29 protein-coding genes are annotated in these 24,060 nt (G+C 71.6%); 17 read left to right on the plus strand and 12 right to left on the minus strand.

The window, feature by feature from the left end:
• The first annotated feature begins 1 nt into the window (after nt 1).
• The gene (locus AC2IPW_RS16140) at nt 2-565 is read left to right on the plus strand and encodes an NUDIX hydrolase (RefSeq protein WP_486375191.1); all 564 of its coding nucleotides are present in this window, start codon (nt 2-4) and stop codon (nt 563-565) included.
• Here the strand turns inward: AC2IPW_RS16140 and AC2IPW_RS16145 are convergent.
• The 4 genes from AC2IPW_RS16145 to rfbD are packed head-to-tail and all read right to left on the minus strand — an operon-like array spanning nt 562 to nt 4,218.
• Complete coding sequence (locus tag AC2IPW_RS16145; RefSeq protein ID WP_289381647.1) at nt 562-1,317, minus strand: SGNH/GDSL hydrolase family protein; 756 nt, start codon at nt 1,315-1,317, stop codon at nt 562-564. The genes AC2IPW_RS16140 and AC2IPW_RS16145 overlap by 4 nt on opposite strands.
• A 16-nt stretch (nt 1,318-1,333) precedes the next feature.
• Nucleotides 1,334-2,419, minus strand: coding sequence for a mannose-1-phosphate guanylyltransferase (gene manB, locus AC2IPW_RS16150; protein ID WP_010594761.1), 1,086 nt, complete (start codon nt 2,417-2,419; stop codon nt 1,334-1,336).
• Complete coding sequence (locus AC2IPW_RS16155) at nt 2,416-3,321, minus strand: glycosyltransferase family 2 protein (protein WP_054374216.1); 906 nt, start codon at nt 3,319-3,321, stop codon at nt 2,416-2,418. The genes manB and AC2IPW_RS16155 overlap by 4 nt, the downstream gene beginning before the upstream one ends.
• Before the next feature lie 36 nt (nt 3,322-3,357).
• A complete protein-coding gene (gene rfbD / locus AC2IPW_RS16160; protein WP_416061381.1) occupies nt 3,358-4,218 on the minus strand; it encodes a dTDP-4-dehydrorhamnose reductase in 861 nt (286 codons plus the stop codon).
• A gap of 135 nt (nt 4,219-4,353) precedes the next feature.
• Here rfbD and AC2IPW_RS16165 point away from each other — a divergent pair, with 135 nt between their 5' ends.
• Nucleotides 4,354-5,883: an LCP family protein gene (locus tag AC2IPW_RS16165; protein ID WP_416061382.1), complete on the plus strand. Its 1,530-nt coding sequence runs from the start codon at nt 4,354-4,356 to the stop codon at nt 5,881-5,883.
• Between the two features lie 31 nt (nt 5,884-5,914).
• Nucleotides 5,915-6,622, plus strand: coding sequence for a TIGR03089 family protein (locus AC2IPW_RS16170; protein WP_486375192.1), 708 nt, complete (start codon nt 5,915-5,917; stop codon nt 6,620-6,622).
• On the opposite strand, the gene AC2IPW_RS16175 is transcribed toward AC2IPW_RS16170, so the two are convergent.
• The 3 genes from AC2IPW_RS16175 to AC2IPW_RS16185 all read right to left on the minus strand — a co-directional run bounded on the left by AC2IPW_RS16175 (nt 6,600) and on the right by AC2IPW_RS16185 (nt 8,821).
• Nucleotides 6,600-6,947: a hypothetical protein gene (locus AC2IPW_RS16175; RefSeq protein WP_003939091.1), complete on the minus strand. Its 348-nt coding sequence runs from the start codon at nt 6,945-6,947 to the stop codon at nt 6,600-6,602. The two genes, AC2IPW_RS16170 and AC2IPW_RS16175, sit on opposite strands and share 23 nt — an antisense overlap.
• A gap of 82 nt (nt 6,948-7,029) precedes the next feature.
• On the minus strand, nt 7,030-7,533 hold the full coding sequence (gene purE, locus AC2IPW_RS16180; protein ID WP_274521200.1) for a 5-(carboxyamino)imidazole ribonucleotide mutase: 504 nt from the start codon (nt 7,531-7,533) through the stop codon (nt 7,030-7,032).
• Nucleotides 7,526-8,821 (minus strand): 5-(carboxyamino)imidazole ribonucleotide synthase, encoded by a 1,296-nt coding sequence (locus AC2IPW_RS16185; protein ID WP_486375193.1) that lies wholly within the window; start codon nt 8,819-8,821, stop codon nt 7,526-7,528. The genes purE and AC2IPW_RS16185 overlap by 8 nt, the downstream gene beginning before the upstream one ends.
• Nucleotides 8,822-8,956: 135 nt before the next feature.
• Here AC2IPW_RS16185 and AC2IPW_RS16190 point away from each other — a divergent pair, with 135 nt between their 5' ends.
• Nucleotides 8,957-9,505, plus strand: a complete 549-nt coding sequence (locus AC2IPW_RS16190; protein WP_054372189.1) for a GtrA family protein — start codon at nt 8,957-8,959, stop codon at nt 9,503-9,505.
• Between the two features lie 46 nt (nt 9,506-9,551).
• Here AC2IPW_RS16190 and AC2IPW_RS16195 read toward each other — a convergent pair whose 3' ends face one another.
• From AC2IPW_RS16195 to AC2IPW_RS16210, 4 genes are read right to left on the minus strand one after another with little or no spacing between them, the layout of a single operon-like run.
• Nucleotides 9,552-10,856: a sensor histidine kinase gene (locus tag AC2IPW_RS16195; RefSeq protein WP_054372188.1), complete on the minus strand. Its 1,305-nt coding sequence runs from the start codon at nt 10,854-10,856 to the stop codon at nt 9,552-9,554.
• 10 nt (nt 10,857-10,866) lie between these two features.
• Nucleotides 10,867-11,550 carry a response regulator transcription factor gene (locus AC2IPW_RS16200; protein WP_054372187.1) on the minus strand — a complete coding sequence of 228 codons (684 nt, stop codon included), beginning with the start codon at nt 11,548-11,550 and terminating at the stop codon, nt 10,867-10,869.
• A 38-nt stretch (nt 11,551-11,588) separates the two neighbouring features.
• On the minus strand, nt 11,589-12,134 hold the full coding sequence (locus tag AC2IPW_RS16205; RefSeq protein ID WP_416061385.1) for a PH domain-containing protein: 546 nt from the start codon (nt 12,132-12,134) through the stop codon (nt 11,589-11,591).
• 46 nt (nt 12,135-12,180) lie between these two features.
• Nucleotides 12,181-13,047, minus strand: coding sequence for a biotin--[acetyl-CoA-carboxylase] ligase (locus AC2IPW_RS16210; RefSeq protein ID WP_486375194.1), 867 nt, complete (start codon nt 13,045-13,047; stop codon nt 12,181-12,183).
• A gap of 117 nt (nt 13,048-13,164) precedes the next feature.
• On the opposite strand from AC2IPW_RS16210, the gene AC2IPW_RS16215 reads away from it, so the two are divergent.
• The 5 genes from AC2IPW_RS16215 (at nt 13,165) to AC2IPW_RS16235 (ending at nt 17,181) form a co-directional block, all read left to right on the plus strand.
• Nucleotides 13,165-14,805, plus strand: coding sequence for an acyl-CoA carboxylase subunit beta (locus AC2IPW_RS16215; protein ID WP_486375195.1), 1,641 nt, complete (start codon nt 13,165-13,167; stop codon nt 14,803-14,805).
• Between the two features lie 151 nt (nt 14,806-14,956).
• On the plus strand, nt 14,957-15,274 hold the full coding sequence (locus AC2IPW_RS16220) for an acyl-CoA carboxylase epsilon subunit (protein WP_486375196.1): 318 nt from the start codon (nt 14,957-14,959) through the stop codon (nt 15,272-15,274).
• Between the two features lie 2 nt (nt 15,275-15,276).
• The gene (locus AC2IPW_RS16225) at nt 15,277-15,933 is read left to right on the plus strand and encodes a Maf family protein (RefSeq protein ID WP_486375197.1); all 657 of its coding nucleotides are present in this window, start codon (nt 15,277-15,279) and stop codon (nt 15,931-15,933) included.
• 25 nt (nt 15,934-15,958) lie between these two features.
• Entirely contained in the window at nt 15,959-16,756 is a 798-nt protein-coding gene (locus AC2IPW_RS16230; RefSeq protein ID WP_486375198.1) for a class I SAM-dependent methyltransferase, read from the plus strand.
• Between the two features lie 65 nt (nt 16,757-16,821).
• Nucleotides 16,822-17,181, plus strand: coding sequence for a cupin domain-containing protein (locus tag AC2IPW_RS16235; protein WP_054372180.1), 360 nt, complete (start codon nt 16,822-16,824; stop codon nt 17,179-17,181).
• Here the strand turns inward: AC2IPW_RS16235 and AC2IPW_RS16240 are convergent.
• The gene (locus tag AC2IPW_RS16240) at nt 17,147-17,548 is read right to left on the minus strand and encodes a group III truncated hemoglobin (protein WP_486375199.1); all 402 of its coding nucleotides are present in this window, start codon (nt 17,546-17,548) and stop codon (nt 17,147-17,149) included. The genes AC2IPW_RS16235 and AC2IPW_RS16240 overlap by 35 nt on opposite strands.
• 90 nt (nt 17,549-17,638) lie before the next feature.
• Between AC2IPW_RS16240 and AC2IPW_RS16245 the strand changes: the two genes are divergently transcribed.
• The 8 genes from AC2IPW_RS16245 to AC2IPW_RS16280 all read left to right on the plus strand — a co-directional run bounded on the left by AC2IPW_RS16245 (nt 17,639) and on the right by AC2IPW_RS16280 (nt 23,973).
• Nucleotides 17,639-18,532: a sulfurtransferase gene (locus AC2IPW_RS16245; RefSeq protein WP_054372178.1), complete on the plus strand. Its 894-nt coding sequence runs from the start codon at nt 17,639-17,641 to the stop codon at nt 18,530-18,532.
• Nucleotides 18,529-18,942 (plus strand): SufE family protein, encoded by a 414-nt coding sequence (locus AC2IPW_RS16250; protein ID WP_289378718.1) that lies wholly within the window; start codon nt 18,529-18,531, stop codon nt 18,940-18,942. The genes AC2IPW_RS16245 and AC2IPW_RS16250 overlap by 4 nt, the downstream gene beginning before the upstream one ends.
• A gap of 6 nt (nt 18,943-18,948) precedes the next feature.
• On the plus strand, nt 18,949-20,385 hold the full coding sequence (locus tag AC2IPW_RS16255; RefSeq protein ID WP_450120459.1) for a condensation domain-containing protein: 1,437 nt from the start codon (nt 18,949-18,951) through the stop codon (nt 20,383-20,385).
• 120 nt (nt 20,386-20,505) lie between these two features.
• Nucleotides 20,506-22,302 (plus strand): acetyl/propionyl/methylcrotonyl-CoA carboxylase subunit alpha, encoded by a 1,797-nt coding sequence (locus AC2IPW_RS16260; RefSeq protein WP_054372175.1) that lies wholly within the window; start codon nt 20,506-20,508, stop codon nt 22,300-22,302.
• Nucleotides 22,303-22,382: 80 nt separating this feature from the next.
• Nucleotides 22,383-22,973, plus strand: coding sequence for a DUF1707 SHOCT-like domain-containing protein (locus AC2IPW_RS16265; protein WP_486375200.1), 591 nt, complete (start codon nt 22,383-22,385; stop codon nt 22,971-22,973).
• 20 nt (nt 22,974-22,993) lie between these two features.
• Nucleotides 22,994-23,374 (plus strand): DUF1707 SHOCT-like domain-containing protein, encoded by a 381-nt coding sequence (locus AC2IPW_RS16270; RefSeq protein WP_486375201.1) that lies wholly within the window; start codon nt 22,994-22,996, stop codon nt 23,372-23,374.
• On the plus strand, nt 23,375-23,635 hold the full coding sequence (locus AC2IPW_RS16275) for a hypothetical protein (RefSeq protein WP_486375202.1): 261 nt from the start codon (nt 23,375-23,377) through the stop codon (nt 23,633-23,635).
• Nucleotides 23,632-23,973 (plus strand): VanZ family protein, encoded by a 342-nt coding sequence (locus tag AC2IPW_RS16280; RefSeq protein ID WP_486375203.1) that lies wholly within the window; start codon nt 23,632-23,634, stop codon nt 23,971-23,973. The genes AC2IPW_RS16275 and AC2IPW_RS16280 overlap by 4 nt, the downstream gene beginning before the upstream one ends.
• The last annotated feature ends 87 nt before the right edge of the window (nt 23,974-24,060 follow it).

Here is a 24,060-nt window from a genome sequence, read left to right on the forward strand (position 1 = left end):
GATGACCGCGTCCACGCTGCACGCCTCGGCCGTCGACCGGCTGCAGACCTGGCGGACCGATTCGGCGGACGCGGAGTCGCTGCGGCACACCATGCTCGCATTTCTCGACGCCGCCCCCGAGGGATGTCTGCGCCGGCACGTCCCGGGACACGTCACGGCGTCGTCGCTCGTGCTCGATGCCGACCGGCGGCACGTGCTGCTGACCCTGCATCCCCGGGTGGGACGATGGATCCAGCTCGGTGGGCACTGCGAGGAATCCGACGAGACGGTCGTCGACGCGGCGATGCGGGAGGCGACCGAGGAGTCCGGAATCGCGGCTCTGACCATCGACCCGGAACTGCTCTCGGCGCACACCCACCCGATCACCTGCTCGCTCGGCCGCCCGACCCGGCACCTCGACCTGCGGTTCCTCGTCGTCGCGCCACCGGGAGCCGTACCCGTCCGGAGCACGGAATCGACGGACCTGCGGTGGTGGCCCGTCGACGCGCTGCCGCCCGAGGCCGAGCACGACACCCTCGGGCACCTGCTCGCTCTCGCGGGCGCACGCTTCCGGGCGGCCGGTTAGACCGGTTGCAGCGTGGGGCGTTTCGGCGCGACACCGTCCCCGGAGGACGTGCCGCGCACGCGCCGCCCGAGCCAGGGAACCAGGAATTCCCGCGCCCACCGGCGGTCCTCGGCCCGTTTCGCCGCGGACACCACCGGCGCGGCCTCGAACTCGGCCGGAGTGAGCGTGTGTGCCGCACCGAGGAGATCGAGCACGCGGATCGCCATGTTCCGGTGCCCGGCCGACGACATGTGGAGCCGGTCGAAATCCCACATCCGCAAGTCGCGGTACTCCGCGAAACGCCAGAAGTCGACGATCGTCGCACCGTGCCGGTCGGCGATCTCGCGGACGAGCTCGTTGTAGACGGCCCAGCGCCCGCGCAGGATCCGGAACACCGGCGCCCAGCTGCCGTCGTAGGCCGTCCACACGAGCACCCGGGCACCCGTCGCAGCGAGCTTGCCGACCGCCTCGTCGTACTCGGCGGCCAGCGCGTCGAGATCGAGCTTCGGGCGCATCAGGTTGTTGCCGCCGGCATAGATCGTCACCAGGTCGGGCCGCATCGCCACGGCCGCGTCGAGCTGCTCGTCGAGGATCGGGCGCAGCAGTCGTCCGCGCACGGCGAGATTGGCGTATCCGAATCCCGGGTTGTCGCGGGCGAGTTCCTCGGCGACGAGATCCGCCCAGCCCCGCAACCCGTTGGGCCGGGCCGGATCCGGGTCCCCGACGCCTTCGGTGAACGAATCCCCCAGTGCCACATACCGTTCGAACTTCACTGTGGATCCCCCCGTGCTATACGTCGGTGCTGAAACGGATCCCGCCGTCGGGGATCTGCACCCCGGGCCAGACCCGGGCGCCACGCAGCAGCTCGCAGCGCGCCCCGATGTCGGCACCGTCGCCGATGACGCCGTCGCGGATCAGGGCGCGGGGGCCGACGCGGACCCCGAATCCGATGATGGACCGCTCGATCACTGCACCGGCCTCGACCCGCGCGCCGTCGAAGATCACCGCACCGTCCAGACGCGCGCCGGCACCGATCTCGGCACCGCGGCCGACGACCGTGCCACCGATCAGCAGGGCGCCGGGCGCGACGGAGGCACCGGGATGGACGAGGGATTCGCCCCGCTGCCCACCGAGGGCCGGCGACGGCGCGATACCCCGCACCAGATCGGCCGAGCCCCGCACGAAGTCCTCCGGTGTGCCCATATCCCGCCAGTAGGCCGCGTCGACGTGCCCGTACACCCGCCTGCCCTCCGCCAGCAGAGACGGAAAGACCTCACGTTCGACGGACACCGGACGACCCTCGGGGATCGACTCGATGATCTCGCGCTTGAAGACGTAGCAGCCTGCGTTGATCTGGTCCGTCGGCGGATCCTGCGTCTTCTCCAGGAACGCGGTGACCCGGCCTTCCTCGTCGGTGGGCACACACCCGAACGCGCGCGGGTCGCCCACGCGCACCAGATGCAGCGTCACGTCGGCGTCGGTGCGCAGGTGGGTGTCGAGCACCGCGCCGAGATCCGTTCCACCGAGAACGTCACCGTTGAAGACCATAACGTTGTCGGCCCGCAACCTGGGCAGGACATTGCGGATGCCGCCGCCGGTGCCCAGCGGCTCGGCCTCGGTGACGTACTCGATCTCGAGTCCCAGTTCCGAGCCGTCACCGAAGTAGTCCTCGAAGACCTCCGCCTTGAACGAGGTACCGAGCACCACGTGCTTGATGCCGGCCGCACGGATGCGGGTGAGCAGATGCGTCAGGAACGGCACGCCGGCGGTGGGCAGCATCGGCTTCGGCGCGGACAGCGTCAGCGGCCGCAGCCGGGTTCCCTGTCCGCCCACCAGGATCACCGCATCGGTGTGCGGCGCAGCATCGTTCGTCATCGTGTCCCCTGTTCCGTGGTGTTACCCGCCTCGGCTGTCCGCGCCCGTTCGCGCGCCGCCGCGGCCACCGACATCCTCGACCGGGCGGCGAGCCCGGCCCGCAGCGTCCATCGCAGCGGTGCCTGCCACCGATGCGGGTGCCGGTCCGCCTGGAACCGGTAGGCGCTCTCGTGGTGGGCCGGAAGCATGAGTTCGGGATGCCGGCCGGCGGCGTGCCCTTTCGCGTGCGTGACCTCCGCCGAGGGCACGTACACGTTGAGCCAGCCCGCCCGGCCGAACCGGTCGCCGAGATCGACGTCCTCCATGTACATGAAATAGCGCGAGTCGAAGCCGTCGACCGCGTCGAAAGCCGCCCGCCGCACCAGCAGGCACGAGCCGGACAGCCATCCCACCGGCCGCTCCGACACGGATTCGTTCTCCTGCCGGTACCGCTGCGTCCACGGGTTCTTCGGCCACACCGTGCCGAGCAGCGCGTGCCCCGCGCCGGAGACCAGCCCGGGCACCGATCGCGCCGACGGATAGACGGTGCCGTCGGGCTCGTGGATCAACGGGCCCAGGGACGCGGCACGCGGCCAGCGACGCGCCCCCTCGAGCAGCCGGTCCAGCGACCCGGGCCCCCAGCGCACGTCGGGATTGGCGACGACGACGAACTCCTCCGCCGGGTCGACCTCTGCGACGGCCCGGTTCACGGCCCCGCCGTAGCCGATGTTGCCGCCGGTGTGCAGCAGTCGCACGTTCGGGTGCCGCGCGGCGGCCTCTTCCGGAGCGCCGTCGGTGGACCCGTTGTCCGCCAGGATCACCCGGGTGGGCAGGTTCGTCGCGCCGGTCAGCGAGGTCAGGAAGTGCTCCAGATGCTCACCGGGCGAGTAGGTCACCGTCACCACGGTCAGCGTCGAACTCACGCCGTCACCTTAGCCGCCGGCCGCGGCCGCGCCGAATCACGCCCGGGCCCGTAGGGCGCCGATCGCGGCATGCAGGGCCGGCCGCCACGGCCGCAGCGGCGTCAGCCCGGTGGCGGCCCATGCGCTGCCGTCGAGGACGGAGTACGCCGGACGGGGTGCGGGCCGCACGAACTCGTCGCTGCCGCACGGCTGCACACGGCTCGGGTCGGCGCCCGCCTCGGCGAACACTGCCCGGGCGAGATCGAACCAGCTCGCCTCCCCGGAGTTCGTCGCGTGCAGGATCCCGCCGGGCACCGTGCCCGCGCGGGCGGCGAGTTCGAGGATCCCGTCGGCGAGATCGGCGGCGTAGGTGGGGCAGCCCACCTGGTCGTCGACGACGCGCACCGTGTCGCGTTCGCGTTCGAGCCGGAGCATGGTGGCGACGAAGTCGTTGCCGTCGCCGGTGTAGAGCCACGCGGTGCGCACCACGTGGGCGCCCGGTAGCCGGTCGAGCACCGCCCGCTCCCCGGCGAGCTTGGTCCGGCCGTAGACGGTGCGGGGCCCCGTCGGATCGTCGACCCGGTACGGGCGGTTCCCGTCGCCGGCGAACACGTAGTCGGTGGACACGTGGATCAGGTGCGCGCCGGCGGCGGCGCATGCGGCGGCCAGGTTGGCGGGGCCGTGCTCGTTGACCGCGGCGGCGTCCTCGGGATGCGTCTCGGCCGCGTCCACCGCGGTGTAGGCGGCGCAGTTGAGCACGACGGCGCCGGGTTCGACGAGCGCGGCCACGGCGCCGGGATCGGTGATGTCCGCCTCCTCCGACCCGACGCCCCGGATCCGGAGGCCGCCCGCGGCGCCGCGAGCGAGCAGGTGACGGCCCAGTTGTCCGCGGGCCCCGGTGACGAGAACGGTCTGCACGGGCACGAGTGTGGCATGCCCCGGCGGCTGTCACCCGGTACGAGCCGGGCACGCCGCCGCGACGGGTGCCACAACGGCCGCCGTCTCGGCAGTAGCCTGGGTGCGACCGCCGACGCCCGACGAGAGGACCGCCAGGTGCCGCCAGAACCGCCCACACGCCGAGCTCCGGCGCGCGACGCGGGGGGAGGATCGGGGGTCCTGCGCGGTCGGCCGCTGCGGATCGCCGTCGCCGTCGCCGCGGCGCTCACCCTGGTCGCCACCGGCGTCGCGTGGCGCGGTGTCGATTCGCTGCGGTCCTCCCTCGCCACCGTGGGTGGGCTCACCCTGGGGGACGGCCGGGACGGCGCCCTCGACATCCTGCTGGTGGGCACCGACAGCCGCACCGACGCCCACGGCAATCCACTATCCCAGCGCGAACTCGACGCGCTGCGGGCCGGCGAGGAAGTGGCCAACAACACCGACACGATCATCCTGATCCGGGTACCGCTCGACGGCACCTCGGCGACCGCCGTCTCGATCCCCCGCGACACCTACGTCGAGGTGCCCGACATCGGCATGTCGAAGATCAACGCCGCGTTCGGTGCCACCAAGGAGACCGAGCGGCTGCGACTCGTCGAGGCGGGTGAGTCCGACGCGGCTGCCGAGAAGGCGGCCACGCAGGCGGGCCGGGAGGCGCTGGTCGAGTCGGTGGCCGACCTGACCGGCATCACCGTCGACCACTATGCCGAGGTCGGCCTGCTCGGGTTCGTGCTGCTCACCGATGCCGTCGGCGGCGTCGACGTCTGCCTGAACAACGCGGTCGACGAGCCGCTGTCCGGGGCGAACTTCCCCGCAGGTGAGCAGACCCTCGACGGTGCGGACGCCCTGAGCTTCGTCCGGCAGCGCCACGACCTGCCGCGCGGCGACCTGGACCGGATCGTGCGGCAGCAGGTGTTCATGGCGTCGCTCGTGCAGAAGGTGCTCAGCGCGAAGACGCTGAGCAACCCGTCCAAGCTGAACCAGCTCAGCGCCGCTGTGCAGCGGTCGGTGGTCCTCGATTCCGACTGGGACATCCTCGACCTGGCCACCCGGATGCAGGACCTGGCCGGCGGCGCCGTGCAGTTCTCGACGATCCCCGTCCAGGACCTCAACGCGATGACCGACTACGGCGAATCCGTGGTGCAGGTGGACCCGGAGGAGGTGCGCAGCTTCGTCGCCGACCTCGTCGATCCGGACGACGACGGGTCGCAGTCCACGACCGACCCGGCGCCGGACGTCGAGGCCGGCACGATCACGGTGGACGTCGCGAACGCCGGCGGTGTCGCCGGTCTGGCCTCCCGCGTTGCGGCCGCACTCGTCGGTGACGGCTTCGTCGAGGGCGGTGTGGGCAACCACACCGGCCGCGCGGTGGACGAGTCGACGGTCTTCGCCGCCGACCCCCGGTCCGACCAGGCGCGTGCCGTCGCCGAGGCACTCGGCGGCCTGGTCACCGCCGCCGACCCGTCGCTCGACGCCGGCACGGTGCGGGTGGTGCTCACCGAGGACTACGCGGGTCCGGGCGCGGACGCGAGCGTCACCTCCGTGGCCTCCGGATCGGAACTCGTGAGCGCCGGGGCCGCCCCCACATCGGTTCCACCCGGCCCGCCGATCGATGCCGGCTCCACGGGCCCCCGCTGTGTGAACTGAAGGACTGTGTGAATCGAAGGATGAGGACGCCGTGACCACGCTGACCGACACCCTGCTCGATCCGATCCTGGCCGCCGACCCGGCCGGCCCCCGCATCACGTGGTACGACGATGTGTCCGGCGCCCGCATCGAGCTGTCCGCGGTCACCCTCGCGAACTGGGCCGCCAAGACGGCGAACATGGTGCGCGACGAGTTCGGCCTGCTGCCCGGCGGGCGGGTGGCCGTCCTGCTCCCGGCCCACTGGCAGAGTGCCGCGGTCCTGCTCGGCGCGTGGTGGGCCGGTGCCGAGGTGGTGCTCGAACCCGACGACGCGGACCTCGCGCTGGTCACCGTGGACCGTCTCGACGAAGTCGCGGACGCTGCCGAGGTCGCGGTCCTCTCGCTCGACGCCTTCGGCCGGCCCGTGCCGGACCTGCCGGTGGGGGTCACCGACTATGCGACGCACGTGCGCGTGCACGGTGACCAGTTCCGCCCCGCCGGGGACGGCGGGCCGGTGCTCGACGGCCGCACGGCCGACGAGGTCGTGGCGGCAGCCCGGGAGGCCGCCGCGGCCGCAGGCGTCACGGGTGCGGACCGGGTGCTCTCGAGCCGCGACTGGAGCACCCCGCAGGCACTGATCGAGGGCCTGCTCGCCGTCCTCGCCGTCGGCGCATCGCTGGTGCAGGTGAGCAATCCGGATCCGGCAGCCACGGACCGGCGGGCCGAGAGCGAGAAGATCACCGCCCGTCTGGACGGTTGACCCCGCCGGTGTAGCCACCGTCGGCGAGGCCGGCCTCGATCTCGAACCGGTTGCGGGCACCGGGACGGCGCAACTCCTCCCGGAGATACCGGATCGCGAACCCGACGCCGTGCCGCGCCCACTGATCGGCGTGGACCGCCTCGTGCCGCAGGATCCGGCGCGACGGTGACCGGCCGGTGAGGAACGCCCCGCCGATCGTCGTACCCGAGCGGGCGTAGCCGCCGCGCATCCCGCTGCAGACGTAGAGACCGAACTCGTCGTCGAAGTCGATGCGGCCGCCCCACGCGCGCGCCCACAGCAGAGCCAGGGCCGTCACCGCGCGCACAGCACGATCCGCGCGGCGCGCGGTCGTCCGCGCGCTCGATTTCGAGCGCGGACGACCGAAAAGCGCGCGTACGTACACGAAGTCAGCCGAGCAGCTTCTGCCGCAACGCGTCGTCCTTCTCGAGCACCATCTGCTCGAGGCCCGCCTGGAACTGTTCCATCCGTTCCCGCAGCGCGGGGTCGGCCGCGCCGAGGATGCGGGCGGCGAGCAGCCCGGCGTTGCGGGCTCCGCCGATGGAGACGGTCGCGACGGGCACCCCGGCGGGCATCTGCACGATCGACAGCAGCGAGTCCATGCCGTCGAGGTACTTCAGCGGCACCGGCACGCCGATCACCGGAAGGGGCGTCGCGGAGGCGACCATGCCCGGCAGGTGCGCGGCGCCGCCCGCACCGGCGATGATCACCTTGATGCCACGTCCGGCGGCGTCGCGGGCGTAGTCGAGCATGCGCTGCGGGGTGCGGTGGGCCGAGACGACCCCCACCTCGAAGCGGATGCCGAACTCGACGAGCGCCTCGGCCGCAGCCTCCATCGTCGGCCAGTCCGAGTCGCTGCCCATGATCAGGCCGACCTGTGCTCCGTCAGTCACCGTGAGAATCCCATCCGTCGGTCCACACTCCGTGCGAGAGCCAGTGCGCCGCGCGCTCCGCGCGTTCGCGCACCGCCGCCACGTACTGCGGGTCGTCGGTCGACCCGGTCGCGTCCCCGAGCACGTTGACGTGCCCGATCTTGCGGTCCTTGCGCTCACCCTTGCCGTAGAGGTGCACATGCACGTCGGGCATCCGGGCGAACAGGTGGTGCAGCCGCTCGTCCATGCTCATCTCGGGCGCTTCGGGGGCGCCGAGCACGTTCGCCATCACCGTCACCGGCGCGATCGGCGACGTGTCGCCGAGCGGGTAGTCCAGCACCGCACGCAGGTGCTGCTCGAACTGGCCGGTGCGGGCGCCGTCCATGCCCCAGTGGCCGGAGTTGTGCGGCCGCATCGCGAGTTCGTTGACGATCAGCTCGCCGGTCTCGGTCTCGAAGAGCTCGACGGCCATGACCCCGACCACACCGAGCTCGGCGGCGATGCGCAGGGCCAGCTGTTCGGCGGCGGCTTCGACGTCGGCCCGCAGGTTCGGGGCGGGCGCGATGACGACGGCGCATTGCCCGTTCAGCTGCACGGTCTCGACCACGGGCCAGCTCGCGCCCTGCCCGAACGGCGAGCGCGCGACCATCGCGGACAGCTCCCGCCGCCACGAGACCTTCTCTTCGGCGATGAGGGGCACCCCGGCGGCGAGTTGCTCCGCGACGATCCGCTGCGCCTCGTCCGCGTCGCCGGTGATCCACACCCCGCGACCGTCGTAGCCGCCGCGGGCCGCCTTGATCACGACGGGCCAGCCGTGTTCGTCGCCGAAGGCCGTGAGGTCCTCGACCGAGGTGAGCTCCGCGAACGGCGGCACCGGAGCGCCGAGCTCCGCGAGGCGCCGGCGCATCGCGAGCTTGTCCTGCGCATAGATCAGGGCCTGCGGCGGCGGCTGCACACTGACGCCTTCGCGCTGCAGCACCTCGAGGTGCTCGGTGGGCACATGCTCGTGGTCGAACGTCAAGGCGTGGGCGCCGGTCGCGGCACTGCGCAACGCGTCGAGGTCGGTGTGGCTGCCGATCACTACGTCGGGGCTGACCCGTGCGGCCGGATCGTCCGGGCTCGCGGCCAGCACCCGCAGGGTCTGGCCGAGCGCGATCGCGGCCTGATGGGTCATGCGGGCGAGCTGACCGCCGCCGACCATCGCGACGACCGGCATACCGGCGGGCAGCGTGCGGGGAGTGTGCGAGGGGGTGTCACCGGCCGCGGGGGCGGGAGTCGCGGCGGCCGAGTCCGGGGGTGTAGCGGTCACGGCTCACCATGGTGTCACAGCGGGCGCCGGGGGTGGCGCCGCGCTCCCACGCGACACCCCCGCGTTCCTGTGGTAAAGCTGATAATCCACCGGCGGGTTCGTGCCTTCGGGCCACGGTTTCGTAGACTCGTCCGGGTGTCTTTCGTCGATGCGGCCGTGAACCGAGTCCCCGAGCCTCTCCGGGGGCTGTTGCTGCGGCACCACGAGTTGATCAAGTTCGCGATCGTCGGTGGCACCACCTTCGTCGTCGACTCGGTCATCTTCTACACCCTCAAGCTCACGGTGCTCGAGGAGAAGCCGGTGACCGCCAAGGTCATCGCCGGGGTGATCGCGGTGATCTGCTCGTACGTCCTCAACCGGGAGTGGTCGTTCAAGAACCGGGGCGGCCGGGAACGGCACCACGAGGCACTGCTGTTCTTCGCCGTCAGCGGCATCGGCGTGGTCCTCAGCTTCATCCCGCTGTGGATCTCGAGCTACGTGTTCGACCTGCGGGTGCCGGACGTCAGTCTCACCGTCGAGAACATCGCCGACTTCGTCAGCGCGTACATCATCGGCAATCTGCTGCAGATGGTGTTCCGGTTCTGGTGCTTCCGCCGCTTCGTGTTCCCCGAGGAGATGAATCCGGACGGGGACGAGGTTCCCGGGCACGAGGAGTTCGCCGAGGAAGGCCTGGGACACTCCTGACCGGGTCCCGCCCTGCCCCCATTGCAGGTCAGGAGCCACTTCCGGTTCAGCGCGGTTCCCGGATCCCCGGGTGGGTGGACTCGTCGCGGGTGGAACCGAGGAACAGTGCGAACAGGGCGGGCCGGCGGCGCTGCAGTTCCAGGCGCCCGCCGTCGGCCTCGGTAAGAGCCCGGGCGAGGGCCAGTCCCACTCCGGTCGAGCCGGTACCGGAGAAGCCGCGGTCGAAGATGTGCGGCGCCAGCTCGTCGCTGACACCGTCCCCCTCGTCGGTGACCTCCACGCACACGGTCGATCCGCCGCCGAGGGTCGAGACCCGCCGCACGGACACCGTGCACGTCCCGTCTCCGTGCATGAGCGCGTTGTCGACCAGCACCGCGACGGCCTCGCGGAGCCGGGATCCGGTCACCCGGCTGCGCAGCGACGGATCTCCGCTCAGGTGCAGTTCCCGCCCCGCCTCCTTGTAGGGGCCGCGCCAGTCCGCGATCACCCCGGTCAGCTCCCCGACGACGGACACCTCGGTGCGCAGCTCGGAACCGCTGTTGCGGGACGCGCGGACCAGTTCGTCGATGGCAGTGGTGAGCCGGTCCACCTGGCGCATCGCTTCCTCGGCTTCCTCGACGACGGCCGGGTCGGTGTGGGTGGACAGCTCGTCGAGACGCAGCCGCACCGCGGTCAGCCGGGACCGCAACTGGTGCGAGACGTCGCCGACGAGGGCGTGCTCCCGCTGCAGGCGGCCGGCGATCTCGACGGTGGCGGCATCGAGGACGTCCGAGACGCGATCGAGTTCGGGGATGCCGTGCCGGCGCGGATCGGGCCGGAAGTCGCCTTCGCCCAGCCGGCGCGCCCGCGCTGCGACGTCGCGCAAGGGATCGGCCAGCCGGCGCGCGGTGACGACGGCGACGACGGCACCGACGGCCACGGACAGCAGCACGAGCAGCGTCACCCCCACGAGGACCTGCCGCTGCAGCAGACGCATGTCCTCGGCCGGCGCCTCGAGCCGCAGGGATCCCGATGTTCCCATCGACAGGGACTCGACGAGGGGGTCGGGCACCGTGGCGGCACCGATGTCGAGCCGGGCCGCGGCGTCCTCGGGGGTCGGGTAGACGACGAGGAGGCGTCCGCCGTCGGGCACGACGAGCCGCAGGGAACTGGTGTCGAGTCCGCCGACGACCAGTCCGTCGGCGCCCTCCTGGGCGATGACCTCCGCGGACATGCGCTCGAGCCGGCCCTGCAGGTCGCGGCGTGCGGTGTCCTCGACGAACAGCCAGGCGGTGTAGGCGAGCGGGACTCCGAGCAGCAGGGCCACGAGCAGCGAGCCCGCGAGGACCGCGAACAGGATTCGGCTGCGCACCCCGGCCCCGTCAGTCGGTGTTCAGCCGGAAGCCGACACCGCGGACGGTAGCGATGCGTCGTTCCCCGGCCGGGCCCTCGTCGCCGATCTTGCGGCGCAGCCAGGACATGTGCATGTCGAGGGTCTTGGAACCTCGCAGGTCGGCGTCGCCCCAGACCTCCTGCAGGATGGCATCCCGGGAAACCACCTGGCCGGCATGCTCGAGCAGCACCCGCAGCAGTTCGTATTCCTTGTTGGCGAGGGTGACCTCGGAGCCGTCGACGAGCACGCGCCGGGCCGCCCGTTCGAGCCGGATCCCGGAGACCTCGACGACGTCCTCGGACTCGCCACCCCCGCGGCGGCGCAGCAGCGCCCGGACGCGGGCCATGAGCTCGGCGAGCCGGAAGGGCTTGCCGACGTAGTCGTCGGCGCCGGCGTCGAGACCGACGACGAAGTCGACCTCGTCGGTGCGGGCGGTGAGCATCAGGACGGCGAGGTCGGAGCGGTGGGCACGGATCTGCCGGCACACTTCGAGACCGTCGATGCCGGGCAGGCCGAGATCGAGGATGAGCAGTTCGTACGCACCGGACAGCGCCCGTTCGAGCGCGTCGGGGCCGGTCTGTTCGACGGTGACGTCGTACCCCTCCCGGCCCAGCGCGCGGGACAGGGGCGCGGCGATGGCTTCGTCGTCTTCGGCGAGCAGGACTGCGGTCACGGATCCAGGGTACGGATCGGGGCCGGGCGCACGGCGCGTTACCAGGCTTTGCGGCCCGGCCCGTCGGGTCTTTCCTCCCGGCCCAGCACCGGGTCGGCGTGGAACGCCTGCTGATACAGCAGGGCATGCACACGTTGCACGTCGGGGATGTCGTCGAATTCGAGCGGATCGTCGGCCGCGGAGACGATGACGAGGGTGCCGGTGCGCAGGATCCGGTCCAGCAGACCGTGCCGGAACTGCACGTTGCTGATGCGTCCCATCGGGATGTCGATGCCGGAGTGGGTGAGCACGCCCTGCCGGACGAGAACCCGCCGATCGGTGACGATGAAGTGGGTCGACAACCAGCCGACGAGCGGCGCCAGGCACTGCCAGGCGACGATCGCCGCCCACGCCACCGCGAGCACGATCGTCAGGGTGCTCGCGGTGGAGCCGTCGAGCCGGGCCTGGCTCAGGCCGAGCAGGAAGCCGGCGAGTGCGGTGGCGAGCACGAAGATCGCCGCCGGGACGATGAGCATCTTCCAGTGCGGGTGCCGGTGCAGCAGCAGCCGTTCCTCGGCGGCGAGGGCGTCCTCCGGGTATCCCATGCCGGACACGATGGCACAGCCGGGATGCGGGGTGCTCGAGTGCAGGTCAGGGCACCGGGCGCAGGTGGGTGATGTCCCCGGCCGACACCGCGATCGGCTCGCCGCCGTCGTCCGGGGTGATGACGATGCGGCCCTGCTCGTCGATGTCGGCCGCCACGCCGTGCAGCTCCGTGTCGCCGGGCAGCACCGCTCGCACCCGACGGCCGAGCGTGCCGCACCGTTCGCGGTAGGCGGCGGCCGGCCCGGTGACGTCCCAGCCCGCGACGTACCACTGCTGCCAGCGGTGGGCGAGTTCGCGCAGCAGCGCCTCGGCGAGTGCGGTGCGATCGAGATCGGTCGCCCCGGCGAGCGCGAGCGACGTCGCGGTGGGGACCGGCAGCTCGTCCTCGGTGAGCGAGACGTTGAGCCCGATCCCGACCACCACGACAGGCTCGGGATGGGTTCCCGCGACCTCGGCGAGGATTCCGGCCACTTTCCGGCCCCCGACGAGCACGTCGTTGGGCCATTTCAGCTCGGCATCCACCCCGGTGACCGAGCGGATCGCGTCGACGGTCGCGGTGCCGGCCAGCAGTGGCAGCCAGCCCAGATCGGCGAGGTCGATGCCGGGCATGCGCAGCAGCACCGAGACGATCACCTGGGCGCGGGGAACGCCGGCCCATCCCCGCGAGTGCCGGCCCCGGCCGCCGTGCTGGAACTCGGCGAGCAGCACGCGGCGGTCGGTGCCGGGGTCGCGGGCGGCCGCGAGCAGGTCGGCGTTGGTGGAGGCGGTCTCGGTGACCACGTCGAGGCGCCGGTAGAACGCGTCGGGATCGGCGCCGCGCACGAGGGCGGCGCGCAACCGCTCGGCGTCGAGTTCGTGTCGCGCCGGCGCGGGGCCGACGGGCGGACGCTGCGGTTCGGGTTCGGTGGGCATCCGCACAGCCTAGGATGGGCGGCGAAACGTACTGGCCGGTAGCTTCAGTTCAATGATTCAACACAAGCGGGGCCTCGGTGCGCGCTCGCTCACTGACGCTCGCTAAGCTCATGGCTCATGACCACTGTCCAGGAGCCGTCCGCGCCCGAGGCGGCGAGCACGCCCGATATCCACACGACCGCCGGCAAGCTGGCGGACCTGCGCAATCGCCAGGCTCAGGCGCAGGCCCCGAGCGGTGCGGCCGCCGTCGAGAAGGTGCACGCGAAGGGCAAGCTCACGGCCCGTGAGCGCATCGAAGCACTGCTCGACGAAGGCTCGTTCGTCGAGCTCGACCAGCTTGCCCGCCATCGCAGCACCAACTTCGGCCTGGCCGAGAACCGGCCGGTCGGCGACGGCGTCGTCACCGGCTACGGCACCGTCGACGGCCGCGACGTGTGCGTGTTCTCGCAGGACGCGACCGTGTTCGGCGGCAGCCTCGGCGAGGTCTACGGCGAGAAGATCGTCAAGGTCATGGACCTCGCGCTGCGGACCGGTCGTCCGCTGATCGGCATCAACGAGGGCGCCGGTGCGCGCATCCAGGAAGGTGTCGTCTCCCTCGGCCTCTACGGCGAGATCTTCCACCGCAACGTGCAGGCCTCCGGCGTCATCCCGCAGATCTCGCTGATCATGGGCCCGGCCGCCGGCGGACACGTCTACTCCCCCGCCCTGACCGACTTCGTGGTGATGGTCGACCAGACCAGCCAGATGTTCGTCACCGGACCCGACGTCATCAAGACCGTCACCGGTGAGGACGTCACCATGGAGGATCTCGGCGGCGCCCACACGCACATGGTCAAGTCCGGGGTCGCGCACTACGTCGCCGAGGGCGAGCAGGACGCCCTGGACTACGTCAAGGATCTGCTGTCGTACCTGCCGAGCAACAATCAGGCCGCAGCGCCTCGCACGGCACCGACCGACCCGATCGTCGGCTCGATCGAGGACTCGCTCACCGAGGAGGATCTCGAGCTCGACACCCTGATCCCGGACTCGCCGAACCAGCCCTACGACATGCACGAGGTGATCCGTCGCCTGCTCGACGACGACGAGTTCCTCGAGGTGCAGGCCGAGCGCGCCCAGAACATCATCGTCGGCTTCGGCCGCGTCGACGGCCGCAGCGTCGGCATCGTCGCCAACCAGCCCACCCAGTTCGCGGGCTGCCTGGACATCGACGCCTCGGAGAAGGCCGCGCGTTTCGTGCGCACCTGCGACGCGTTCAACGTCCCGATCGTCACCCTCGTCGACGTGCCGGGCTTCCTGCCGGGCACCGAGCAGGAGTACAACGGCATCATCCGCCGCGGCGCGAAGCTGCTGTACGCGTACGGCGAGGCCACCGTCGGCAAGATCACCGTCATCACGCGCAAGGCCTACGGCGGCGCGTACGACGTGATGGGCTCGAAGCACATGGGTGCGGATGTCAACCTGGCCTGGCCGACCGCGCAGATCGCCGTGATGGGCGCCTCCGGTGCCGTCGGATTCGTCTATCGCAAGCGCCTTCTCGAAGCGGCCAAGAACGGCGAGGACGTCGACGCGCTGCGCCTCGAGCTGCAGAACGAGTACGAGGACACCCTGGTGAATCCGTATGTCGCCGCCGAGCGCGGGTACGTCGACGCGGTCATCCCGCCGTCGCACACGCGCGGACAGATCGTGGCGGCCCTGCGGCTGCTCGAGCGCAAGATGGTCACGCTTCCGTCGAAGAAGCACGGGAACATCCCCCTCTGACGGCCACACGGCCGAGACCATCCCGGCCGGTTCGGTTCCGCCGAGCCGGCCGGGCCACGACCCACGAGAGGGACGACATGACTTCGAACGCGCAGCGCGCCCGCTCCCGCGCCCTGCCCGCCGCCTCCGGTAGCCTCCCGGGAGGTGTGTTGTGACTGCGGTAGCTGAGGAGAAGACCATCATCGACACCGAGGTGACCGAGGTCGCAGCGACCGAGTCGGCAGAGGCGGCCGAGTCGACGGCTCCGGCGGCCGAGACCGCCGCCCCCGAGACCTCCGCCGCGATCCGGATCGTCAAGGGCAACCCCTCGGACGTCGAGGTCGCCGCGCTGGTCGCGGTGCTCGCCGCGGCTGCCGGGTCCGCCGCCCCGGCAGCGGACGACCGCCCGCGCGAGACCTGGGGCGATCCCACCCGGATGCACCGCCGGACGGCGCCGTTCTCGCCGTACTCGTACCCGAACCTGGGCTGATCGTGGCCAGGCTGGTGCTCGCGTCGGCGTCCCCGGCCCGGCTGTCCGTGCTGCGCTCGGCCGGCGTCGACCCGATCGTGCGGGTCTCGGCGGTGGACGAGGATGCGCTGATCGCCGAGCTCGGTCCCGGCGCAGCCCCCGAAGTGGTGGTCACCGAACTCGCGAGGGCCAAGGCGGCGGACGTCGTGCCGACCCTCGCGCGCGACGGTCTCGGTGACGACACCCTCGTCGTGGGCTGCGACTCGATGCTGCTGGTCGACGGGCAGCTCCAGGGCAAGCCGGGCACGGTGGAGGTCGCACGCGAGCGCTGGCGGACGATGGCGGGCCGCAGCGCCGACCTACTCACCGGCCACAGCGTCCTGCGTCTGCGTGACAGTGAGGTCATCGCCCGCGCCGCCGGGCACAGCAGCACCACCGTCCACTTCGGCCGCCCCACCGACGCCGACCTCGAGGCGTACCTGGCCAGCGGCGAGCCCCTGCAGGTGGCGGGGGCGTTCACGCTCGACAGCCTCGGCGGGTGGTTCGTCGAGCGCGTCGAGGGCGACCCCTCGTCGGTGATCGGGATCGGCCTGCCCCTGGTGCGACAGCTGCTGGCCGAGGTGGGCGTGTCGGTGGCGCAGCTGTGGGCATCGAACACCGCCGACCCCCCTTCTAATTAGGTTTGCCTTCCCTTAGCATTTGGGCATGAGCGATTCCCCTGCCCTGCCCATGTCCGAACGCGACTCCGCCCACCTCCCCGGCCACTGGCTGCTCGCTCGCCTCGGCAAACGCGTGCTGCGTCCCGGCGGCGCGGGCACGACCACGCGGCTGCTCGCCGATGCGGGCATCGCGGGCAGCGACGTCGTCGAACTCGCTCCCGGCCTCGGGCGGACCGCGCGGGAGATCCTGGCTTCGGCGCCGCGCTCTTACACCGGTGTCGAGCACGACGAGACCGCCGCGGAGTTGACCCGCGACGCGATCGGCGACCGCGGCCGCTGCGTCGTCGCGGACGCCGCGGCCACGGGCCTTCCCGATGCGGGCGCCGACGTCGTCGTCGGCGAAGCGATGCTCACCATGCAGACCGACGCCGCCAAGGCACGCATCGTCGCCGAGGCCGCGCGCACGCTGCGCCCCGGAGGCCGGTACGCGATCCACGAGCTCGCCCTTGTGCCCGACGAGCTCGACGACACGGTGAAGACCGAGATCCGGCAGGGTCTGGCCCGCTCCATCAAGGTCAACGCCCGTCCGCTCACCGTCGCCGAGTGGCGGACCCTGCTCACCGACGCCGGTCTGAGCGTCGACGTCGTGCGGCTCGCCCCGATGGCGTTGCTGCGGCCGGCCCGGTTCGTCGCCGACGAGGGCGTCCTAGGCACCCTGCGCTTCGTACGCAACGTGCTGCGCGACGGCGACGCCCGCAAGCGGGTGCTGGGCATGCGTGCGACGTTCACGACGTACCGAAAGTCGATCGCGGCCGTGGCAATCGTCGCGACCAAGCCGCGGTAGGGCAATCGTCGCGACCAAGCCGCGGTAGGGCAATCGTCGCGACCAAGCCGCGGTAGCCTGCGCTCGTGAGCCCCGCCGCGCCGCAGCCCGAACCTGCCACCCCCGCCCTGTCGCATCTCGACGACGTCCGCGACGCCGTCGAGCCCTACCCGGACCGGCCGCGCCCGCAGCGTGTCCTCGTCGCCGAGGGGGCCCGCGTAGTGGTCTTCGCCTTCGACGCCGGGCAGGAACTGCGCGAGCACAGTGCCGCGTTTCCGGTGCTGCTGCAGGCCCTCACGGGTCACCTGCAGGTGACCGCCGACGGGCGCACCGTGGACCTCGAGCCGGGCGGGGTGGTGCACATGACCACCCGGCTGCCGCACGCGGTACGAGCCGTCGTGCCGTCGCGGCTCATGCTGACGATGCTCGATCCAGCCGCGCGCTGAGCGCCGCCGCGATCGACGCCGCCTTCGCCTTGGCGCGGTCGGCGTTCGTCCCGGCGAACAACTCGTCGACGGCCTCGTTCCACAGCCGCACCCAGCGGTCGAATCGCGCCGCGTCGAGCCCGTACTGCCGGTGCAGCGCGGCGTGCACCGGCACGAGGGCGCCGCGGTACCGGCCGGTGCGCAGCAGCACCTGCTCCCAGAAGTCCCCGATCGTCGGCAGATGGTCGTCGAGACCCACCACGGCCAGGGTCGAGAACGGCGCCTCGAGTACGGGATCGACGAGCGCGCGCTCGTAGAACCGGCGCAGCAGCCGATCGATGTCGGCGCGGGTCGCGAGGTCGGTCGGGGCGGACGGGGAGCGCAGCACGTTGCCCGACGGTACCGCCTAGAATCGACGGCGCACGTCGTCACGGATTGTCGATAACCGAACTGTCCACCACTGCCTCAGGAGCCACTTGTGCCCGTCGCGCCCGACGCCAACCCGTCCTTCGCCGCCTACGCCGATCCGACCCGCCTGGTGTCGACGGAGTGGCTGTCCGCCCACCTGGGTGCACCCGAGGTGAAGGTCGTCGAATCGGACGAGGATGTGCTGCTCTACGACGTCGGCCACATCCCCGGCGCTGTGAAGATCGACTGGCACCTCGACCTCAACGACCCGGTCACCCGCGACTACATCGACGGCGCCCAGTTCGCCGCCCTGATGGACCGCAAGGGCATCCGTCGCACCGACACGGTCGTCATCTACGGCGACAAGTCGAACTGGTGGGCCGCCTACGCGCTGTGGGTGTTCACGCTGTTCGGTCACGAGGACGTGCGCCTGCTCGACGGCGGCCGCGACGCCTGGATCGCCGAGAACCGCGACACCACCCTCGACATCCCGGTGAGCACCACCAGCGGCTACCCGGTGGTCGAGCGGGACGACGCCGCGATCCGCGCGTTCAAGGACGACGTCCTGGACCATCTCGGCAAGGGACCGCTCGTGGACGTGCGCTCGCCGCAGGAGTACACGGGCGAGCGCACCCACATGCCGGACTACCCCGAGGAAGGCGCGCTGCGCGGCGGGCACATCCCCACCGCGGTGTCCATTCCGTGGGCGCGGGCAGCGGCACCGGACAGCCGGTTCCGGTCGCGCGCCGAACTCGAGGAGATCTACGCCGACATCGCGCGGGACGCCGACGTCATCGCGTACTGCCGCATCGGCGAACGGTCGAGCCACACGTGGTTCGTGCTGACCCACCTGCTCGGCTACGAGCACGTCCGCAACTACGACGGATCGTGGACCGAGTGGGGCAATGCGGTACGGGTGCCGATCGTCAAGGGCGAGGAGCCCGGAGAGGTGCCGGCCCGGTGACTCTGCCCGCACCTCTCGCCGAGATCGTCGACGACTTCGCCGCGGTCGAAGGTCAGGACAAGCTGCAGCTGCTGCTCGAGTTCAGCCGGGAACTTCCGCCGATTCCCACCGAACTCGAGGAAGCGGCCATGGAGCCGGTGCCCGAGTGCCAGTCACCGCTGTTCCTGTCCGTCGACACGGCCGACCGTGAGCATGTGCGGCTGCACTTCAGCGCGCCCCCCGAGGCCCCGACCACCCGCGGCTTCGCCTCCATCCTGCATCAGGGGCTCGACGGTCTCAGTGCCGAACAGATCCTCGGGGTCCCCGACGATTTCTACTCGGCCCTCGGCCTGGCCGACGCGGTCAGCCCGCTGCGCCTGCGGGGGATGAGCGCAATGCTCGCGCGCATCAAGCGGCACCTGCGCGCCTGAGAAGTCATGGAGTTCACCGAGCTGGCGGACTACCCGATCCCGGCGGGTGTACTGACCGAATGGCTGCCGTGCGCTGCGGAGGATGCCTGGAGGACCGATCCGCGGCCGGTGTCGCACGTCCACGAGGCGCATCTGCGCCGCACCGCGGGCAGCCGTTACGGCGACGTTCCGGATGCGTGGCTGGGTACCGCCTTCGAGGTCCGGGGGCATCTCGAGCCGGAACCGTTCCGGCGCGCCCTCGAGCGCTGGATCGACCGCCACGAACCGCTGCGCAGCCACGTCACCCTGAGCGGCGACGCAGCCGCCGGCGGCGCGATCCGGCGCACCACACCCGCCGGTGCGGTGTCGGTCCGGTTCATCCGGCACCTGCCCTCCGCTCCGGACGACATCTGCGAGCACCTCGAGCAGCTGCTGGCCGACTGCACCGAGCCGCACACGTGGCCGGCGTACGTCTTCGCCACCCTCGAACCCGAGGACGTGGACGCGTCCGGCCCGTCGTTCACGGTGTTCTTCGCCGCGGACCATGCCGTGGCCGACGCCTACTCGGTCGTCCTGGTCGCCCACGAGATCACCGCCCTGTACGAGCAGGAGCGGACCGGCCGGCCGGCCGGGTTGTTTCCCGTGGGCAGCTACATCGACTTCGGTGCCACGGAACGGGCCGACGCCGCGGATCTGGCCGGCGACCACGAGGCCGTGCGGATCTGGCGAGACGCCCTGACCGCCGGCGGCGGTGGGATGCCCGAGTTCCCGTTACCCCTCGGCCCCCGGCCGGCCGGTGCGTCGCCGCAGCGTCGGCTGTCCGTGCGGATGCTCGACGACGACCGGGCCAACCGGTTCGCCGCCCGCTGCCGGGAGGCCGGGCACGGGTTCCTCGCCGGCACGCTCGCGTGCCTCGCCCGTGCCGCGGTCGAACTCGCGGGTGTCGAACAGTTCCGGACGATCGCGCCCGCCCACACCCGCAGCGGCCCGATGTGGGCCGGGGCCCTCGGCTGGTTCGTGGGATTGCGTCCGGTCGAGATCGACACGACCGGGACCGCGGACTTCGCGACGCTCGCGGCGCGCGCCGGTGCCGAACTGCGCCGCACCCGGGCGAGCGCCCGGGTGCCGTTCGACCTGGTCGGCGAACTGCTGGGGATACCCATGCGACCTCGATTCCTGGTGTCGTACATGGACATTCGCTTCGTCCCCATGGCCGCGCAGTGGCCGCAGTGGAACGCGCGGACGCTGCGCAGCCGCAGCTACACACACGACGTGTTCCTGTGGTTCAACCGCAGCCCGAAGGGAGTCAACCTGGCGGGCCGGTTCCCCGACACGCCGACCGCCGCGGCCAACGTGCCGCCGTTCGTCGAACGGGTCCGGACCTTGATGCACGAGGTGAGCGAGGACCGCGAGTGGGACACGCCGGAACGCGGGAACCGGGGCGCTCCGACTACCGGCCGGTAACGTTCCCGGGTTCCGGGCGCCCCGTAAGGTGGAGTGGCTATCCGGTTACATCGTCTATCGGATTGGCGCATACACTCCCAGAGACGGCAATAACCTAACGATCGATCAACAGGAGGCTCCGTGCCCAGTCATGCCAGCGCGCACATCACGAAGGTGCTCGTCGCCAACCGCGGCGAGATCGCTGTGCGGGTCATCCGAGCCGCCAAGGACGCCGGTTACGGGAGCGTGGCCGTCTACGCAGAACCCGACGCCGACGCCCAGTTCGTGAAGCTCGCCGACGAGGCATTCGCACTCGGCGGCCAGACCTCCGCCGAGTCCTACCTGGTGTTCGACAAGATCCTCGACGCCGCCCGCAAGTCCGGCGCCGACGCGATCCACCCCGGCTACGGCTTCCTGTCCGAGAACGCCGACTTCGCCCAGGCCGTGATCGACGCCGGCCTGATCTGGATCGGCCCCTCCCCGCAGTCCATCCGCGACCTCGGCGACAAGGTCACCGCACGACACATCGCCGAGCGCGCCCAGGCGCCGATGGCCGCCGGCACCAAGGATCCCGTGAAGAACGCCGACGAGGTCGTGGAGTTCGCGAAGCAGTACGGCGTGCCGGTCGCGATCAAGGCGGCCTTCGGTGGTGGCGGCCGCGGCATGAAGGTCGCGCACTCCATCGAGGAGATCCCCGAGCTGTTCGAGTCCGCGACCCGTGAGGCCGTCGCCGCCTTCGGCCGCGGCGAGTGCTTCGTCGAGCAGTACCTCGACAAGGCCCGCCACGTCGAGGCGCAGGTCATCGCCGACCAGCACGGCAACGTCATCGTCGCCGGCACCCGCGACTGCTCGCTGCAGCGCCGCTTCCAGAAGCTCGTCGAGGAGGCCCCCGCGCCGTTCCTGACCGACGAGCAGCGCCGGCGCATCCACGAGTCCGCCAAGGCCATCTGCCGCGAGGCCGGCTACTACGGCGCCGGCACGGTCGAGTACCTCGTCCAGGGCGACACCGTCTCCTTCCTCGAGGTCAACACCCGCCTGCAGGTCGAGCACCCGGTCACCGAGGAGACCGCCGGCATCGACCTGGTGCGCCAGCAGTTCCGCATCGCCAACGGCGAGAAGCTCGAGATCACCGAGGACCCGACCCCGCGCGGGCACTCGTTCGAGTTCCGCATCAACGGCGAGGATGCCGGCCGCGGCTTCCTGCCGGCCCCCGGCCCGATCAGCGTGTACAAGGAGCCCACGGGCCCCGGCGTGCGCGTCGACTCCGGTGTCGTCGCCGGCGACGTCATCGGTGGCCAGTTCGACTCGATGCTCGCCAAGCTGATCGTCACGGGTGAGACCCGGCAGCAGGCGCTCGAGCGCGCCCGTCGTGCCCTGGCCGAGTTCGAGGTCGACGGCCTGGCCACCGTGATCCCGTTCCACCGGCACATCGTCGAGCACCCCGCGTTCGTCGGGGACGGCGAGAAGTTCGACGTGTACACCAAGTGGATCGAAACCGAGTGGGAGAACACCGTCGAGCCGTACACCGGCGGTGCGGCAGCAACCGAGGACGAGGACGAGGCCCTGCCGCGGCAGAACGTCGTCGTCGAGGTCGGCGGTCGTCGCGTCGAGGTGTCGCTGCCCGGCCAGTTCACCCTCGGCGCCGGTGGCGCTGCCGCCGGTGGCGCGCTCCGCAAGAAGCCGAAGCCGCGCAAGCGCGGGGGTGCCCACGGAGGCAAGGCCTCGGGTGACGCGGTCACCGCGCCGATGCAGGGCACCGTCGTCAAGGTCGCGGTCTCCGAGGGCCAGGAGGTCGCCGAGGGCGACCTGATCGTGGTGCTCGAGGCCATGAAGATGGAGAACCCGGTCAACGCGCACAAGGCCGGTGTCGTCACGGGCCTGGCGGTCGAGCCGGGCGCCGCCATCACCCAGGGCACGGTGCTCGCCGAGCTCAAGTAGTCCCGCGTGCGACGGCGCGCCCCGGGAATCCGAGGATTCCGGGGGCGCGCCGTCGCCCGTCCCGGGTCTAGGGTGGTGACATGGCCGATTCACCGGAGATCCGTGTCGGCACGGTCGAGCGCGAGCAGGCTCAGCGCCTGCTCGGCGAGCACTTCGGTGCCGGCCGCCTCACCCTCGCCGAGTTCGAGGACCGCAGCGGTCGCATTGCCGCCGCCACCACCCGCCGCGACCTCGCACTGCTGTTCACCGACCTGCCTCCCGTGACCGGCCGGACCGACGCGCACCGGCGCGGGTGGTGGCTTCTGGTCCCGGTCGTGGTGCTCGGACTGTTCGCGCTCCACGAACTCCTGGAACCGGGCGTGTGGATCATGACAGGTGCGGGCGCCGCCGCCACCGTCGCCGTCCTCGCCGTCCGCGCCCGCACCGGGCGGCCCCGCCCGGCCGAGCCGGCCTTCCTGCGCGACGGCCCTCCGGTCCCCGCCCCCCGGGAACCGCAACCGCCCGCCCCCCGCGACGTCCCCGACGTGGTGTGGCTGCTGGCGATGAGCATGTTCGCCGTCGCCCCGGCGCTGGTCCTGCGGCATCCGGTGGCGCTGCTGATCTCCGCGGTCGCGCTGATCCTGATCATCTCCAGAGCATTTCGGACCGGCACCGGCGGGTCGGGCGGCTGACGACCCACTACTGTGGACCCATGGCCGACTCCCCCGAGGTCCGTATCGGCACCGTCGAACGCGAGCAGGCGCTGAACCTGCTCGGCGAGCACTTCGGTGCCGGCCGGCTCACCCTCACCGAATTCGACGAGCGCAGCGCCAAGGCGGCGGCCGCCACCACCCGTGCCGAACTCGACGCCCTGTTCACCGATCTTCCCCCCTCCACCCCGAACACGCCTGCGCCGGTGAAGGACACCGCGAAGGCCGAGCAGTGGGAGAAGTGGCGCACCACCGCCATGGCGCTGGTCCCGTTCGTCGCGCTGGTGCTGTTCTTCGTCTTCGACAACTGGCTGTGGTTCCTGCTGATCCCGGTCGCGGGAATCCTGTTCTCCGCGACCAAGGGCACGAAGGGTGGCTGCTGAGTGGAGCCCGTCGAGATCAACGCGGGCAACTGGTATCTGCTCGCCGAGGACCCCGAGGCGTGGGCCGCAGACACCGGCTACCGCTGGTCGGTGCGGGAGGCGACGACCGCCGGCGTCGAAGCCACCGTCGAACTGCGTCCCGACGGGACACTGACCGGCACGGCCGAACCCGGCTGCTCCGACGCCCTGGCCGCGGGTTCGGCCGCGGTGCGACGGTTCGCCGAGGGCGCCTTGGGCATGACGGTCACCGAAGGTCCATGACCGCCCGGTTCGCGCCGGTGACGCTCACGCTCGTGGTCGTCACCGTGCTACTCATGCTGCCGGGCGATGCGACCCCGTCCGGCTTCCCGCACGCCGACAAGATCACGCACGCGCTGATGTTCGCGGTACTCGCGTACACCTCCCGCTTCGCCCGCATCCCGCCCGCCGCGACCGTCCTCTGGCTCGCGGTGTACGCGGCGCTCACCGAGGTCCTCCAGGCCGCCGTCGCGGTGCGCCGGTCGGGGTCGGTGTGGGACTGGTGCGCGGACCTGGCCGGGGCGCTGCTCGGCATCGCGCTGTATGCCGCGGTGCGTCGTCGTTCCCGAGCACGGGCGTAGCTGCCCGCGTCCGCCGGGACGACTTCCCCGCTGCCGCGATCACCGAGAACGGACGCCGGCCGTGGTGTCGCCTCCGGGCGGTACGCT

The organism is Rhodococcus sp. NS-SX18 (assembly GCF_057367935.1).

What these genes read in the sequence shown, in the direction of transcription:
- AC2IPW_RS16140 (WP_486375191.1), top strand. Translation starts at nt 2, where the DNA reads ATGACCGCGTCCACGCTGCACGCCTCGGCCGTCGACCGGCTGCAGACC.
- manB (WP_010594761.1), bottom strand. Translation starts at nt 2,419, where the DNA reads ATGACGAACGATGCTGCGCCGCACACCGATGCGGTGATCCTGGTGGGC.
- AC2IPW_RS16205 (WP_416061385.1), bottom strand. Translation starts at nt 12,134, where the DNA reads ATGGGATACCCGGAGGACGCCCTCGCCGCCGAGGAACGGCTGCTGCTG.
- AC2IPW_RS16210 (WP_486375194.1), bottom strand. Translation starts at nt 13,047, where the DNA reads ATGCCCACCGAACCCGAACCGCAGCGTCCGCCCGTCGGCCCCGCGCCG.
- AC2IPW_RS16215 (WP_486375195.1), top strand. Translation starts at nt 13,165, where the DNA reads ATGACCACTGTCCAGGAGCCGTCCGCGCCCGAGGCGGCGAGCACGCCC.
- AC2IPW_RS16230 (WP_486375198.1), top strand. Translation starts at nt 15,959, where the DNA reads ATGAGCGATTCCCCTGCCCTGCCCATGTCCGAACGCGACTCCGCCCAC.
- AC2IPW_RS16255 (WP_450120459.1), top strand. Translation starts at nt 18,949, where the DNA reads ATGGAGTTCACCGAGCTGGCGGACTACCCGATCCCGGCGGGTGTACTG.
- AC2IPW_RS16265 (WP_486375200.1), top strand. Translation starts at nt 22,383, where the DNA reads ATGGCCGATTCACCGGAGATCCGTGTCGGCACGGTCGAGCGCGAGCAG.
- AC2IPW_RS16270 (WP_486375201.1), top strand. Translation starts at nt 22,994, where the DNA reads ATGGCCGACTCCCCCGAGGTCCGTATCGGCACCGTCGAACGCGAGCAG.
- AC2IPW_RS16280 (WP_486375203.1), top strand. Translation starts at nt 23,632, where the DNA reads ATGACCGCCCGGTTCGCGCCGGTGACGCTCACGCTCGTGGTCGTCACC.